Origin of the sequence: Pseudomonas sp. NFPP28 (assembly GCF_900115535.1) — a bacterium.
Lineage (GTDB): Bacteria > Pseudomonadota > Gammaproteobacteria > Pseudomonadales > Pseudomonadaceae > Aquipseudomonas > Aquipseudomonas extremorientalis.
Genome location: NZ_FOWT01000001.1, coordinates 155,733 through 170,349, shown reverse-complemented (window position 1 = coordinate 170,349; position 14,617 = coordinate 155,733). Strand labels below are relative to the sequence as shown.

Here is a 14,617-nt window from a genome sequence, read left to right as displayed (position 1 = left end):
TCAATCTTACCGCTTGAAGCTTCTCCTGTTACTGATCATCAAAGTACCGCTCATGCCAATCCACCAGCGGTTGCGGTGAGTTGAGCTTCTGCCCGTAGATCACCGAGTAAGACAGCACGTTCTGCACATACTGACGGGTTTCGTCGAACGGGATGCTCTCCACCCACACATCGAAACTCAGGTGATCGGCGCCGCGCAGCCACTGGCGTACGCGACCCGGTCCGGCGTTGTAGGCGGCGGAGGCGAGCACGCGGTTGCCGTTGAACTGGCTGTGCACCTGGCTCAGGTAGGCGGCGCCGAGCTGGATGTTTTTATCCGGGTCCAGCACCTGGGCCGGGGAGGCCAGGGGGATGCTGAACTTGCGTGCGGTTTCCTTGGCGGTGCCGGGCATCAGTTGCATCAGGCCGCTGGCGCCGACGCCGGAGCGGGCGTCGTCCATGAAGGCGCTTTCCTGGCGAGTGATTGCGAACACCCAGCTGGAATGCAGGCCGCGCACCTTGGCTTCACGCACCAGGGTATCGCGGTGGGCCATCGGGAAGCGGATGTCCAGGTCGTCCCAGTACTGCGCCTGGCTGATGGTGCGGATGGCCGGGAAGTACCACTTCATGTCGTAGGCCAGCTTGGCCTGGGCGACCATTTCGTCACGGTTGAAGTGACGGCTGACGTGGTACCACTCACGGCGGCCATCCACCACCTGGCCACGTGCGTAGAACTCCAGTGCACGACGCACGCCCGGGGTATTGCGTACCTTGTTGACCAGCGCCTGGCTCATCAGCAACGGTTTGTTCTTCAACTGGTACGGCGCCTTGGAGCGATCAGCGGCCAGGAACCCATAGAAGTCACGCTCCTGCGCCAGGTGCTTGTACAGGACCAGCGCTTGCGGGTTCTTCGGCTCGGCCAGTTCCAGGCTGCGGGCCTGCCAGTAGCGCCAGCGATTGGTGGTGGCCAGGTCTTGTGGCAGTTTGCGGGTCAACTGGTAGGCGTCTTCCCAGCGGGCCAGGCGCAGCAGCAGGCGCAGGCGCCACTCGGACACAGTGTTGTCGCGCAACTCGGGATCGTACTTGGTCATCACCTCCAGGGCGCGCGGGTCATAGCGCTTGGCCAGGGTGAGACCGATTTCCCGGGCGATCGACACTTTTTCGTCACGGGAGAAGTGCATGCTGCTGGCGTAGCCATCGAGCAGGGCCATGGCCTTGTCCGGATCCTGGCGTGCCAGGCGACGCAGGCCCAGGCCCACGGCGTCAGACATGGCCTCGGTGGCCGGCAGGAAGCGCGATGGGTCACTGAGCATGTCGGGCTTTTGCGCCACGTCCACCATCAGGCGGCCTTGAGGGCCCAGCGTGCGCAGGGTTTTTACCAGGCTGTTGGCCAGCGCGTAGTTGCGTGCTTCGGCGGCGAGCTTGGCGCGGTCCCAGATCTTCTGTTCGGTGAGTTGGCCGTCAGCCGCCCATTGGCCAAAGGTGACATCGCAGGCAGCCGGTTGAGACTTGCCGGTCATCCAGAGTTTTTCGGCGGTCTTGTAGCCTTCGGCCTTCAGATTATGGGTGAGCTGGTACTGGCCGTGCAGGCAGTCCAGTTCGACGAAATTGAGCTTGGAGTCGTAGTACTTTTCAAAGGTCTGCCAGTCGCCGCGCTCGGCCAACCAGCGCAACCAGCGCAGTTTCATCCAGTTGGCCTGGGGCAGGTCGCCGTTTTTGGCGAGGAATTGCTCGATTTCCTGGTTGCTCGCGGTTTTCAGGCGAGCGGTCAGTTCGTCGTAGGCCAGGTAGGGCGTCAGCGGGTAGTCGGCCAAGGCCTGGCTGTATTGCATGTACGGGCCTGTATCGCCCTTGGCCAGGGCGCGTTTGGCTTCATCGTAATATTGACGTTGGGTGGTGAGGTCCACGGCCTGGGCGGATTGGACGGCGGTGGCGGAAAGAAGCAGACAAGATAAAAAGTTGAAAAGGCGACTGCGCATGAGACGTCCGTGCAGAGGAATCTGGACAAGTGCCGGCGCCGCCGACACTGATTGCCCCTAGCTTAGCCTTTTGCCTGACGCCGATGAAAGCTTTGACCGCCGCTTCGTTCAAGTTCCTCGGAAATGTCTCTCAGAGTATGTCGACTGAGAAAATCCCGGCCGCCTCAGCCCCTAACTCAGGTAGAATGCGCGCCCAGTTTTTGGAGAAGCGTATGACCCTGCTCAAATTCAGCGATGTGTCCCTTGCTTTCGGCGCCATGCCGTTGTTGGACAAGGTGTCCTGGCAGATCGCCCGTGGTGAGCGGGTGTGCATCATCGGCCGCAACGGCACCGGCAAATCCAGCATGATGAAGCTGGTCAAGGGCGATCAGAAGCCCGATGACGGCTCCGTATGGCGCGCGCCGGGCCTCAAGATCGGCGAATTGCCGCAAGAATTGCCGGTGGCCGACGGACGGACAGTGTTCGACGTGGTTGCCGAAGGCCTCGACGGCGTTGGCGCACTGCTCGCCGAATACCATCACCTGGCACAGAACTGTGTCACCGAAGATGACCTGAACAAGCTGATGCACGTCCAGCAAGACCTGGAAGCTCGTGATGGCTGGCGCTTGCAGCAATTGGTCGACAGTACCCTGAGTCGCCTGCAACTGCCGGCGGACAAGACCCTCGCCGAGTTGTCCGGCGGCTGGCGTCGTCGCGTGCTGCTGGCCCAGGCGTTGGTGTCCGAGCCGGACCTGCTGCTGCTCGACGAACCGACCAACCACTTGGACATCGGCGCGATTGCCTGGCTGGAAGAAGCCCTCAAGGAGTTCCAGGGCGCCGTGCTGTTCATCACGCACGACCGTTCCTTCCTGCAGAACCTGGCAACGCGCATCCTGGAACTGGACCGTGGCGGCCTGATCGACTGGAACGGCGACTACGCCAGCTTCCTGGTGCACAAGGAAGCCGCGCTGGCCGCCGAAGAAACCGCCAACGCGCTGTTCGACAAGAAACTGGCCCAGGAAGAAGTCTGGATCCGCCAGGGCATCAAGGCCCGCCGCACCCGTAACGAAGGCCGCGTACGCGCCCTTAAAGCCCTGCGTGTCGAGCGCAGCGAGCGTCGCGAGCGTACCGGCAAGGCCAATATCCAACTGGACACCGCCGACAAGTCGGGCAAGCAGGTGATGGTGCTGGAGAACGTCAGCTTCCATCACCCGGACGGCCCGTTCCTGATCAAGGACTTCTCCATGGTCCTGCAGCGCGGTGACCGTATCGGCCTGCTGGGCGCCAACGGCACCGGCAAGACCACCTTGCTCAAGCTGATGCTCAACGGCCTGCAGCCGACCAGCGGTAAAGTGGAGGAGGGCACGCGGATCGACGTGGCCTACTTCGACCAGTTGCGCCATCAGTTGGACCTGGAAAAAACCGTGATCGACAACGTCGCCGAAGGCCGCGACTTTATCGATATCGACGGCCAGAGCCGTCACGTGCTCAGCTACCTGGGCGACTTCCTGTTCAGCCCGCAGCGTGCGCGTACCCCGGTGAAAGCCTTGTCCGGTGGTGAGCGTGCGCGCCTGCTGCTGGCCAAGCTGTTCAGCAAGCCGGCCAACCTGCTGGTCCTCGACGAACCGACCAACGACCTCGACGTGGAAACCCTCGAACTGTTGGAAGAAGTGCTGCTGACCTTCAACGGCACCGTGCTGATGGTGAGCCACGACCGGGCATTCCTCGACAACGTGGTTACCAGCACCCTGGTCTTCGAAGGTGAGGGCAAGGTGCGTGAATACGTCGGTGGTTACCAGGACTGGCTGCGCCAGGGCGGTTCCCCGCGATTGCTGGGCGTGACCGAGAGCAAGTCCGGCAAAGCCGACTTGAACTCCGCCGTCGTGACCCCGGTGGTCGCTGCTGCTGCACCGGCCCAGGACGCTGCGCCGGCGACCAGGAAGAAACTCAGCTACAAGCTGCAGCGTGAGCTGGAAGCCTTGCCGGGTGATATCGATGCCAAGGAACAGCAGATTGCCGCGGTAGAAGCGCAAATGGCTGACGCGGGGTTCTACCTGCGTCCGGCGGCGGAAACCGCCGAGGTCATCGCTTCCCTGGAGAAACTGAACCAGGAGCTGGAAGTGTTGGTCGAGCGTTGGGCTGAGTTGGATGCCTGATTGATCCAAATGCATTGAAAAACCCGGTGTTCATTTGGATGAACACCGGGTTTTTCATATGAAATGCGATTCAAAATGTGGCAGGGGGCAAACCCCCTGTTGGTCTTACGAGCTTTTGAGCAGCTTCACCGCCAGCACATCGCATGGCGCACCATGCAGTACATCGTTGGCCGTGGAGCCTAGCAGCAATGCGAGCCCATGACGGCCATGGCTGCCGACCACGATCAGATCACAACCTTTTTCCTTGGCCAGGTGGTGGATTTCCTGGCGCGGTTGGCCGTAGGTCAGGTGGCAGTCTTCCTTTTTCAGGTGCGGGTACTTGAGAATCAAGCGGTCCAGACGCTCCTTGGCCTGGTCGAATTGTTGTTGCTGCAACTGGGAAAGGTCCATCGGAACGTCACCGCCAAAGGCCATGGCCATGGGCTCGACGATATGCACCAGCGACAGCACCGCACCATTGGCCAATGCAGATTCCTGCGCGCGCTTGATCACTGGATCGCACTCTTCGGTCAGATCGACAGCGACCAGAATATGTTGGTAGGGCATGAGGCGTTCCTCCAGGGGGACTGCAATAGATTCAGTATGGCTGCTTTCAAGCGGATGGGGTTGCGTCAGATCAAATCCGCTCATCTGTAAATTCGGGAGTACACATATGACGGTCTGGATAGTGGTGTCAATCCTTGTGGTGCTGCTGAGCCCCCTGGCATGGTTGCGCCCGTCGCGCCACCAGAGCGGGCGCATGGCCCTGCGCATGGAGGCGCGCCGTATCGGCCTGGCCATGCAATTGGCGCCCCAGGAGTGGCCGCACTGGCTCAAGCAGGAGCCGCCGAGCCCTTGCGCGCAGTACTGTCGGCCACGACGCGGCAGCACGCCGGCGATATGGTGTTATTGGCAGTTGGATCCAGGTGTGTGGGTCAATCAATGGCGCGAAGTGTGCGTCGATGAAAAGTTGTTGCCGCATTTTGCGACGCTGCCGGCCAACGTCTACAAGGTCGAGGCAGACAAGCAGATGATCGCCTTGTATTGGGGCGAGAAGGGCGAGGCGAGCGTGTTGAAGGATATCGATGCGCTGCTCAAGGCGTTGGCCTGAATCGCAGGCAATAAAAAGCCCGACAGTCATCATCGGGCTGGAGTTGGCCAGGCAGGCCGGTAAATCGTTGGTTGCGGCTAGCCTAGTCGCATATCTCATTCTGTACAGCCTTTTCCCACATCTTTTCTATTATTGATTTCGTGAATATTCAAATATTGATAATGCGCGGGCGTGGGCGTGAGGTTCTGAACTGACTGGAAAGTCGCGTTTTTCCTAGCCTTTGGAGCGATTGACAATTGCCCGGAATTGGATGAAGGTGGCGTACCCAAATCAAACGGGCGTATGAATTGAGCGTTTGTCTGTCAGACGACTCATACAGAATCCCGACTATCGCATTGGCGGGTGTGCCTGGCGGATTGGCGTGAACATTGACGATTTCATCAATGTCCAACCCATAGGCCAGCGTCCAATGTGTACTGTTCAGCTTCCATATCGTGGAGATCAGTTGATGATTTACGAAGGTAAAGCCATCACGGTTAAGGCTCTTGAAAGTGGCATCGTCGAATTGAAATTCGACCTCAAGGGTGAGTCCGTCAACAAGTTCAACCGTCTAACCCTGAATGAATTGCGTCAGGCCGTAGACACCATCAAAGCAGATGCTTCGGTTAAGGGCGTGATCGTTTCCAGCGGCAAGGACGTGTTCATCGTCGGCGCTGACATCACCGAATTCGTCGACAACTTCAAGCTGCCCGATGCCGAGCTGGTGGCTGGCAACCTCGAAGCCAACAAGATTTTCAGCGATTTCGAAGACCTCAACGTACCGACCGTCGCTGCCATCAACGGCATCGCGTTGGGCGGCGGCCTGGAAATGTGCCTGGCGGCAGACTTCCGCGTCATGTCCGCCACTGCCAAGATCGGCCTGCCCGAAGTCAAGCTGGGCATCTACCCAGGTTTTGGCGGCACCGTACGTTTGCCGCGCCTGATCGGTGCCGACAATGCCATCGAGTGGATCGCCGCCGGTAAGGAAAACAAGGCTGAAGACGCCCTGAAAGTCGGTGCCGTCGACGCAGTTGTCGCTCCGAACAAGCTGGCCGAAGCCGCACTGAACCTGATCAAGGGCGCCATCAGCGGCGAGTTTGACTACAAGGCCAAACGTCAGCCGAAACTGGAAAAACTCAAGCTCAACGCCATCGAACAGATGATGTCGTTCGAAACCGCCAAGGGTTTCGTGGCTGGCCAGGCCGGCCCGAACTACCCAGCGCCGGTTGAAGCGATCAAGACCATCCAGAAAGCCGCGAACTTTGGGCGCGACAAGGCCCTGGAAGTGGAAGCGGCGGGCTTCGTCAAACTGGCGAAGACCTCGGCGGCCCAGAGCCTGATCGGCCTGTTCCTGAACGATCAGGAACTGAAGAAGAAGGCCAAGGCCTACGACGAAATCGCCCGCGACGTGAAACAGGCTGCCGTACTCGGCGCCGGTATCATGGGCGGCGGTATCGCCTATCAGTCGGCGTCCAAAGGCACGCCGATCCTGATGAAAGACATCAACGAGCACGGCATCGAACAAGGTCTGGCGGAAGCCGCCAAGCTGCTGGTCGGTCGTGTGGACAAAGGTCGTATGACCGCAGCGAAGATGGCTGAAGTGCTCAACGGCATTCGTCCTACGCTGTCCTACGGTGATTTCGGCCATGTCGACCTGGTGGTCGAAGCGGTTGTCGAGAACCCGAAGGTCAAGCAAGCCGTACTGGCTGAAGTGGAAGCCCAGGTCAAAGACGACACTATCCTGGCGTCCAACACTTCGACCATTTCCATCTCGCTGCTGGCCAAGGCCCTCAAGCGTCCGGAAAACTTCGTCGGCATGCACTTCTTCAACCCGGTGCACATGATGCCGCTGGTGGAAGTGATCCGTGGCGAGAAGTCCAGCGAGCTGGCCGTGGCCACTACCGTTGCCTACGCCAAGAAAATGGGCAAGAACCCGATCGTAGTCAATGACTGCCCGGGCTTCCTGGTCAACCGCGTGCTGTTCCCGTACTTCGGTGGTTTCGCCAAGTTGGTCAGCGCTGGCGTGGACTTCGTGCGCATCGACAAGGTCATGGAAAAATTCGGCTGGCCGATGGGCCCGGCGTACCTGATGGACGTGGTCGGCATCGACACTGGCCACCACGGCCGCGACGTGATGGCTGAAGGCTTCCCGGACCGCATGAAAGACGACCGCCGCTCGGCGATCGACGCGCTATACGAGGCCAAGCGCCTGGGCCAGAAGAACGGCAAGGGCTTCTACGCCTACGAGGCGGACAAGAAGGGCAAGCAGAAGAAAGTGGCCGACCCGTCCGTGCACGAAGTGCTGGCACCGGTCATCTACGAGCAGCGTGAGGTGTCCGACGAAGACATCATCAACTGGATGATGATCGCCCTGTGCCTGGAAACCGTGCGTTGCCTGGAAGACGGTATCGTAGAAACCGCCGCCGAAGCCGATATGGGCCTGGTGTACGGTATTGGTTTCCCTCCATTCCGTGGTGGTGCACTGCGCTACATCGATTCCATCGGTGTGGCCGAGTTCGTTGCCCTGGCTGACAAATACGCTGATCTGGGCCCGCTGTACCACCCGACCGCGAAGCTGCGTGAAATGGCCAAGAACGGCCAGAGCTTCTTCGGTTAAGCGCCCAGACGACTAGAGCGAGAATATTTATGAGCTTGAATCCAAGAGACGTGGTGATTGTCGACTTCGGTCGCACACCGATGGGCCGCTCCAAGGGCGGCATGCACCGCAACACCCGTGCCGAAGACATGTCGGCGCACCTGATCAGCAAATTGCTGGAACGCAACGTCAAGGTCGACCCGAACGAAGTCGAGGACGTGATCTGGGGCTGCGTCAACCAGACCCTGGAGCAGGGCTGGAACATCGCGCGCATGGCGTCGTTGATGACCCAGATCCCGCATACTGCTGCCGGCCAGACCGTCAGCCGCTTGTGCGGTTCGTCGATGAGCGCGCTGCACACCGCCGCCCAGGCGATCATGACCGGCAACGGTGATGTGTTCGTAGTCGGTGGCGTGGAGCACATGGGCCACGTCAGCATGATGCACGGCGTCGACCCTAACCCGCACATGTCGCTGTACGCGGCAAAAGCCTCGGGCATGATGGGCCTGACCGCGGAAATGCTCGGCAAAATGCACGGCATTACCCGCGAAGCCCAGGACGCGTTCGGCCTGCGCTCCCACCAGTTGGCCCACAAGGCGACCGTGGAAGGCAAGTTCAAGGATGAAATCATCCCGATGAACGGCTACGACGAGAACGGTTTCCTCAAACTGTTCGACTACGACGAAACCATTCGTCCGGACACCACCCTGGAAAGCCTGGCGGCGCTCAAGCCGGCCTTCAATCCAAAGGGCGGCACCGTGACAGCCGGTACCTCGTCGCAAATCACGGACGGTGCCTCATGCATGATCGTGATGTCGGCGCAGCGTGCCCAGGACCTGGGTATCCAGCCGCTGGCCGTGATCCGTTCGATGGCGGTGGCGGGTGTGGACCCGGCAATCATGGGCTATGGTCCAGTACCGGCCACACAAAAAGCCTTGAAGCGCGCGGGCCTGACCATCAACGACATCGACTTCTTCGAGCTCAACGAAGCTTTCGCCGCACAGGCCCTGCCAGTGCTGAAAGATTTGAAAGTACTCGACAAGATGAATGAGAAGGTTAACCTGCACGGCGGCGCGATTGCCCTGGGCCACCCATTCGGTTGCTCCGGTGCGCGGATTTCTGGCACTTTGCTTAACGTGATGAAGCAAAATGGCGGCAACCTCGGGGTTGCAACCATGTGCATTGGTCTCGGCCAAGGCATTTCCACCGTCTTCGAACGCGTCTAAGCGTTGGGGTGACGGAAGCCGGGGCCCAGTGCCCCGGTTTTTTGTTTTTTGGAATTTTTAATATTTTTTTTCAACAAATTTTGTAAGAGGGCCAGAGCATGAAAGTCGAACCAGGGCTCTATCAACATTATAAAGGTCCGCAGTACCGTGTTTTCAGTGTGGCGCGCCACTCCGAGACCGCAGAAGAAGTCGTGTTCTATCAAGCTCTGTATGGCGATTACGGCTTTTGGGTGCGCCCGTTGAGCATGTTCCTGGAGACCGTCGAAGTTGACGGCGAGCAGGTCCCGCGCTTTGCTTTGGTCCAGGCCGAACCCAGTCTTTTTTCAGGGCAATAACGGCAGGTCGCGCAGACTGCTGCGCTTGACCTCACCTTGTTGCCACTATATATAGCGTTGCCGCGACAGGCGCCAACTGCCTTTCACTTCTCGAATTCAGGAATTTTCCGATCCATGGGCAAATCGCTGGTCATTGTGGAATCCCCGGCTAAGGCCAAGACCATCAACAAGTACTTGGGCAACGAGTACGTGGTGAAGTCGAGTATCGGCCATATCCGAGACCTGCCCACCAGCGGTTCGGCTAGCGCCAGCAAGGAGCCAGCCGCCAAGCGCGGCAAGGCGGCTGCGGGCGAAGGTCCGGTGCTCACCCCTAAAGAGAAAGCGCGCAAGCAGCTGGTCTCGCGTATGGGGGTGGACCCGGAACATGGCTGGAAGGCCAAGTACGAAATCCTTCCCGGCAAGGAAAAGGTCATCGAAGAGCTGCGCCGGCTCGCCAAGGATGCTGACACCATCTATCTCGCGACGGACTTGGACCGCGAAGGGGAAGCCATTGCCTGGCACCTGCGGGAAGCCATCGGCGGTGATGACAGCCGCTACAAGCGCGTGGTGTTCAACGAAATCACCAAGAAAGCTATCCAGGAAGCCTTCTCCAAGCCGGGCGAGCTGGACATCGACCGGGTCAACGCCCAGCAGGCGCGTCGCTTCCTCGATCGCGTGGTGGGTTACATGGTCTCGCCGCTGCTGTGGGCGAAGATTGCTCGTGGCCTGTCTGCCGGCCGAGTGCAATCGGTTGCGGTGAAGCTGGTGGTGGAGCGTGAGCGCGAGATCCGTGCGTTCATCCCCGAAGAATATTGGGAAGTCCACGCAGACCTCGGCACCGCCAAGGGCGCCAACGTGCGCTTTGAAGTGGCCCGTGAGAAAGGCGAGGCTTTCAAGCCGCTGAACGAAGCCCAGGCCATGGCCGCGCTGGAAAAGCTCAAGGCGTCCAGCTACAGCATTGTCAAGCGTGAAGACAAACCGACCAGCAGCAAGCCGTCGGCGCCGTTTATCACCTCCACCCTGCAACAGGCCGCGAGCAACCGCCTGGGCTTCGGTGTGAAGAAGACCATGATGATGGCCCAGCGCTTGTACGAAGCCGGCTACATCACGTATATGCGTACCGACTCCACCAACCTGTCGGTGGACGCGGTCGCCATGGCGCGTACCTATATTGAAAGCGAATTCGGCAAGAAGTACCTGCCGGAGAAGCCGAACGTCTACAGCAGCAAGGAAGGCGCACAGGAGGCTCACGAAGCGATTCGTCCTTCCGACGCCAACACCACGCCCGCCAAGCTGAGCGGCATGGAGCGCGACGCCGAGCGCCTCTACGAGCTGATCTGGCGCCAGTTCCTGGCCTGCCAGATGCTGCCGGCGCAATACCTGTCCACCACCGTGAGTGTGGGCGCTGGCGACTTCGAGCTGCGTGCCAAGGGCCGTATCCTCAAGTTCGACGGCTATACCCGTGTGATGCCGCAGATCGCCAAGCCGGGCGATGATGACGTGCTGCCGGACATGGCCCAGGGCGATACGCTGAAGCTGATCAAGCTCGACCCGTCCCAGCACTTTACCAAGCCGCCGGCGCGCTACTCCGAGGCCAGCCTGGTCAAAGAGATGGAAAAACGCGGCATCGGTCGTCCTTCGACCTACGCGGCGATCATCTCCACCATCCAGGACCGCGGCTACGTGGCGCTGCACAACCGTCGTTTCTATTCGGAAAAGATGGGCGACATCGTCACCGAGCGTCTGTCCGAGAGCTTCTCCAACCTGATGGACTACGGCTTCACCGCCGGGATGGAAGAGAACCTCGATGACGTGGCCCAGGGCGAGCGTGACTGGAAAAACGTGCTGGACGAGTTCTACGGCGACTTCAAGAAGAAACTCGAAGTGGCCGAAAGCCCTGAGAGTGGCATGCGTGCCAACCAGCCGGTGATGACCGACATTCCGTGCCAGACCTGTGGTCGGCCGATGCAGATTCGTACTGCGTCCACTGGCGTTTTCCTCGGTTGCTCGGGCTACAGCCTGCCGCCGAAAGAGCGCTGCAAGGCCACCGTCAACCTGGTGCCGGGCGACGAAATCGCGGCCGATGACGAGGGCGAGTCCGAGTCGTTGGTACTGCGTGGCAAGCACCGCTGCCCGATCTGCAGTACGGCGATGGACGCCTACCTGCTTGACGAGAAACACAAGCTGCACATCTGCGGTAACAACCCGGATTGCAACGGCTACGAGATCGAAGAGGGCACCTATCGCATCAAGGGCTATGAAGGTCCGAGCCTGGAATGTGACAAGTGCGGCAGCGAGATGCAGCTCAAGACCGGCCGTTTCGGCAAGTTCTTCGGCTGTACCAATCCGACCTGCAAGAACACCCGCAAGCTGCTGAAAAGCGGTGATGCGGCGCCGCCGAAGATGGACCCGGTGAAGATGCCGGAGCTCAAGTGCGAAAAGGTCAACGACACCTACATCCTGCGTGACGGTGCTTCGGGGTTGTTCCTGGCCGCCAGTCAGTTCCCTAAGAACCGCGAGACCCGTGCGCCGCTGGTGCTGGAAATCGTGCCGCACAAGGACGAGATCGATCCGAAGTACCACTTCCTGTGCGAAGCGCCGAAGAAGGACCCGGATGGTCGCCCAGCCGTGATCCGCTACAGCCGCAAGACCAAGGAGCAGTACGTGCAGTCCGAAGTGGACGGCAAGCCGACTGGCTGGAAAGCGTTCTATGACGGCGGCAAGTGGAAGGTCGAGGATAAACGCCAGGGCGCTTGATCCGGCGGATGCGCTGAAGACCCAAATGAGGGTGGGGGCTTGCCCCCTTCCTCATTTGGGTCTGTTTGGTTCTGAAAGTCGACTTTTGACCCGCATAAGCGGCGGTTTATTGCACTTGCAGTAGGCTCGGCTGATCCGTAACACTGTTCAGCCAGCATCACGTTTATTCGTTGTGGAGATTGCCGTCATGGCCTACGAACTCTATACCCGTACCAATCAGAAAATTTACTTCGCGGGTTTGTCCCTGGAAGCCCTTGGCCGTGCCGAGGAAGGGAAAGAGATGAATGCCATTGCGCTGGTCCAGGCGGGGCGTGAAGCGGCGTTGTTCCACCTGTATGGCGCCTTGCTGGGCCTGTGTCATGAAATCGCCGGGTTTTACCGCCTGCCCCAGGCCGGTTCGCCCCGTGCGGAAATGATCATGAATCGCGAAGTGCTGGACACCATGGCGATTCCTGAGCTGGCTGAGCTGGTGGAAATGGCGCAAAGCCCCGACAGTTGGATCGCACGCTTGCTCAAGGCGCATGCCGATATGTTCCAGCCGCCGCGCATTCCCCATGTGCCCAAGGGGGATGTGACCCAGCCGCTGATCGTGGCGGTTGCAGTGGAAGAGGAAGAGCCCAAGCCGTTGAGCCGGGAAGAGCTGGAAGGCTGGCGCCAGGAATTGAAAAAGATGGCGCTGCGCTTTCGTGAAGGCCTTAATGAATGTTGATCATCCTGTAGGAATTGGGCGGCGACCATTCATCAAGCTGTCAAGAAACCTGTTCAGATCCTCTGCGAGGCTGGGTGGATGACTGATATAATCCCGGCCTTTCGTGGAGAACAGACTTTTATGCCGACGTCCTTTCTGGAAATTGTTGAGTTGCCTGACGGCCGAATCGAGCTGCGCCGGGCAGAGGACGAAGGTTCTCTGGTCATTCTGGATTTTTCCGAGGATGCCAAGGTGTTCTTGCAGGGCCAGCACGTGGAAGTGGCTAAAGCCATGTTGAGCGTGGGTGTGCAGATGGCAGGTCGCCTGGCAGAAGGCGAACCGGAGAAAGAAGACGGGCCGCGGGTTCTTCATTGAGCCCAGATGACAGGTCGGTTTTTACAATGACCGGGTTTGTTGTGGTGAGTTGGCTTCTGCGTTGAACGGGCTTCTGTGGCGGGCGGGCTTGCTGTGGTGAGCGGGCTTGGCCCGCGTTGGACTGCGAAGCAGTCCTAGATGGATTTAATGCGGTATATCAGGTATTCCACGGTGCCTGGTTTTGGGGCCGCTTCGCAGCCCAGCGCGGGGCAAGCCCGCTCGCCACAGAAGCCCGCTCACAGCAGACGCTCGCATATCACAGGCAAGGCCTGTGATTTCAGCCCAATCGAATATTCAAACTCTGGGCATCGCCCGTACGTGCAGCGCTGATCAGTTGCTGCTTGGCGCTGGCATTCAGCGGGTTCAACCAGCTCACTACCGTATGGCTACGACCCAGGCGCAAGGCTTCGCAGGTCAACTGCTGGGCACTTTGCGTACCGCGTGGTTGAAGCAGCAGGATGCGCTCGCGGTTGAGGCCAGCGTCCCGTAGCCAGGCCTGGGTCAGGCTTGCGGGCGGGGCGATCAGAGTCAGCCAGCGGGCGTCCTGCTCTTCGCTCAATTCGCGAAGGATCGGCGCCAGCAGGCTCAGGCAGCTCCCCGCTGCACCGCGCAACGACAATTCACTGAACGCCTCAGGCTCCGCGCTCCAGGGCGCTTCGATCGTTTCCTTGAGGATGGGCGCAAGGGGTTGGGCCATGAAGGCCTCGAACAGCGACAGTTGTGTGTGTTGTGGGGTGTGGACGAGCTGCATGATGCCTCCTTTAGCGGCGAATGACGCCGACGCTCAAGCCTTCGATCACCAGGTCCTGATCTTTCAGGTTCACTTCAATCGGGGCGAACTCAGGGTTCTCGGCCAGGAGCCAGACCTTGCTGCCTTCGCGCTTGAAGCGTTTGACGGTGACTTCGTCGCCGATACGGGCAACGACGATCTGGCCATTACGGGCTTCGCGGGTGGTGTGGACGGCCAACAGGTCGCCGTCGAAGATGCCCACGTCCTTCATGCTCATGCCATGGACCCGCAACAGGTAGTCGGCGCGCGGATGGAAGAAGGTAGGGTTGATGTTGCAGGACTCCTCGACGTGCTGCTGCGCCAGGATAGGCGCACCGGCGGCGACGCGGCCGATGATCGGCAGGGTCGATTCGTCGGCCTTGGCCTCGAAGCCAGGGATGCGAATACCGCGTGAGGCACCGGGGGTCATCTCGATCGCGCCTTTGCGAGCGAGGGCCTTGAGGTGTTCCTCGGCGGCGTTGGGGGACTTGAAACCCAGTTCCAGCGCAATCTCTGCTCGTGTCGGCGGGTAGCCGTTGTCATCGAGGCAGCGCTTGATAAAAGCCAGAATCTCAGCTTGGCGTGGCGTCAGTTTTAGCATGTTGATCGCTCTGTCTTTTTATACAGTGACTGGGATTATATACAGTGAACTGCGCTTGGCAATCATCCTTTTCCAGCCCTCCGCTGGACGGTCATCCCTGATGCTTCCCACAGGCCCGAGATAGCGCTGC

12 protein-coding genes are annotated in these 14,617 nt (G+C 59.8%); 8 read left to right on the top strand and 4 right to left on the bottom strand.

Annotated elements, in window-relative coordinates; genetic code table 11:
- Nucleotides 1–28: 28 nt before the first annotated feature.
- A complete protein-coding gene (locus BM110_RS00870; RefSeq protein ID WP_071489003.1) occupies nt 29–1,957 on the bottom strand; it encodes a transglycosylase SLT domain-containing protein in 1,929 nt (642 codons plus the stop codon).
- A 212-nt stretch (nt 1,958–2,169) separates the two neighbouring features.
- Between BM110_RS00870 and BM110_RS00865 the strand changes: the two genes are divergently transcribed.
- Nucleotides 2,170–4,092, top strand: coding sequence for an ATP-binding cassette domain-containing protein (locus tag BM110_RS00865; protein ID WP_092247366.1), 1,923 nt, complete (start codon nt 2,170–2,172; stop codon nt 4,090–4,092).
- 105 nt (nt 4,093–4,197) lie between these two features.
- Here BM110_RS00865 and BM110_RS00860 read toward each other — a convergent pair whose 3' ends face one another.
- Complete coding sequence (locus BM110_RS00860) at nt 4,198–4,638, bottom strand: universal stress protein (RefSeq protein ID WP_092247369.1); 441 nt, start codon at nt 4,636–4,638, stop codon at nt 4,198–4,200.
- A gap of 106 nt (nt 4,639–4,744) precedes the next feature.
- Here BM110_RS00860 and BM110_RS00855 point away from each other — a divergent pair, with 106 nt between their 5' ends.
- From BM110_RS00855 to BM110_RS00825, 7 genes are all read left to right on the top strand, one after another.
- The gene (locus BM110_RS00855) at nt 4,745–5,182 is read left to right on the top strand and encodes a hypothetical protein (protein ID WP_071489006.1); all 438 of its coding nucleotides are present in this window, start codon (nt 4,745–4,747) and stop codon (nt 5,180–5,182) included.
- Nucleotides 5,183–5,630: 448 nt separating this feature from the next.
- Nucleotides 5,631–7,778 (top strand): fatty acid oxidation complex subunit alpha FadB, encoded by a 2,148-nt coding sequence (fadB, locus tag BM110_RS00850; protein ID WP_093512006.1) that lies wholly within the window; start codon nt 5,631–5,633, stop codon nt 7,776–7,778.
- A 29-nt stretch (nt 7,779–7,807) separates the two neighbouring features.
- Nucleotides 7,808–8,983 (top strand): acetyl-CoA C-acyltransferase FadA, encoded by a 1,176-nt coding sequence (fadA, locus tag BM110_RS00845; protein WP_016975260.1) that lies wholly within the window; start codon nt 7,808–7,810, stop codon nt 8,981–8,983.
- A gap of 98 nt (nt 8,984–9,081) precedes the next feature.
- On the top strand, nt 9,082–9,318 hold the full coding sequence (locus tag BM110_RS00840) for a DUF1653 domain-containing protein (RefSeq protein WP_092247372.1): 237 nt from the start codon (nt 9,082–9,084) through the stop codon (nt 9,316–9,318).
- 114 nt (nt 9,319–9,432) lie between these two features.
- Complete coding sequence (gene topA, locus BM110_RS00835) at nt 9,433–12,054, top strand: type I DNA topoisomerase (RefSeq protein ID WP_092247375.1); 2,622 nt, start codon at nt 9,433–9,435, stop codon at nt 12,052–12,054.
- A 187-nt stretch (nt 12,055–12,241) separates the two neighbouring features.
- Nucleotides 12,242–12,763, top strand: coding sequence for a DUF6586 family protein (locus tag BM110_RS00830; RefSeq protein ID WP_092247378.1), 522 nt, complete (start codon nt 12,242–12,244; stop codon nt 12,761–12,763).
- Nucleotides 12,764–12,883: 120 nt separating this feature from the next.
- Nucleotides 12,884–13,117 (top strand): hypothetical protein, encoded by a 234-nt coding sequence (locus tag BM110_RS00825; protein WP_010212068.1) that lies wholly within the window; start codon nt 12,884–12,886, stop codon nt 13,115–13,117.
- Between the two features lie 277 nt (nt 13,118–13,394).
- Here the strand turns inward: BM110_RS00825 and sulA are convergent, their stop codons facing one another.
- Both sulA and lexA read right to left on the bottom strand, forming a co-directional pair.
- Nucleotides 13,395–13,868 (bottom strand): SOS-induced cell division inhibitor SulA, encoded by a 474-nt coding sequence (gene sulA, locus BM110_RS00820; RefSeq protein WP_071489010.1) that lies wholly within the window; start codon nt 13,866–13,868, stop codon nt 13,395–13,397.
- Between the two features lie 10 nt (nt 13,869–13,878).
- Nucleotides 13,879–14,487, bottom strand: a complete 609-nt coding sequence (gene lexA, locus BM110_RS00815) for a transcriptional repressor LexA (RefSeq protein ID WP_003172575.1) — start codon at nt 14,485–14,487, stop codon at nt 13,879–13,881.
- Nucleotides 14,488–14,617: the final 130 nt, after the last annotated feature.

Bases quoted from the DNA above. Each gene is read 5' to 3' on its own strand.
- BM110_RS00870 (WP_071489003.1), bottom strand. From the start codon at position 1,957: ATGCGCAGTCGCCTTTTCAACTTTTTATCTTGTCTGCTTCTTTCCGCC.
- BM110_RS00865 (WP_092247366.1), top strand. From the start codon at position 2,170: ATGACCCTGCTCAAATTCAGCGATGTGTCCCTTGCTTTCGGCGCCATG.
- BM110_RS00860 (WP_092247369.1), bottom strand. From the start codon at position 4,638: ATGCCCTACCAACATATTCTGGTCGCTGTCGATCTGACCGAAGAGTGC.
- BM110_RS00855 (WP_071489006.1), top strand. From the start codon at position 4,745: ATGACGGTCTGGATAGTGGTGTCAATCCTTGTGGTGCTGCTGAGCCCC.
- fadB (WP_093512006.1), top strand. From the start codon at position 5,631: ATGATTTACGAAGGTAAAGCCATCACGGTTAAGGCTCTTGAAAGTGGC.
- fadA (WP_016975260.1), top strand. From the start codon at position 7,808: ATGAGCTTGAATCCAAGAGACGTGGTGATTGTCGACTTCGGTCGCACA.
- BM110_RS00840 (WP_092247372.1), top strand. From the start codon at position 9,082: ATGAAAGTCGAACCAGGGCTCTATCAACATTATAAAGGTCCGCAGTAC.
- topA (WP_092247375.1), top strand. From the start codon at position 9,433: ATGGGCAAATCGCTGGTCATTGTGGAATCCCCGGCTAAGGCCAAGACC.
- BM110_RS00830 (WP_092247378.1), top strand. From the start codon at position 12,242: ATGGCCTACGAACTCTATACCCGTACCAATCAGAAAATTTACTTCGCG.
- BM110_RS00825 (WP_010212068.1), top strand. From the start codon at position 12,884: ATGCCGACGTCCTTTCTGGAAATTGTTGAGTTGCCTGACGGCCGAATC.
- sulA (WP_071489010.1), bottom strand. From the start codon at position 13,868: ATGCAGCTCGTCCACACCCCACAACACACACAACTGTCGCTGTTCGAG.
- lexA (WP_003172575.1), bottom strand. From the start codon at position 14,487: ATGCTAAAACTGACGCCACGCCAAGCTGAGATTCTGGCTTTTATCAAG.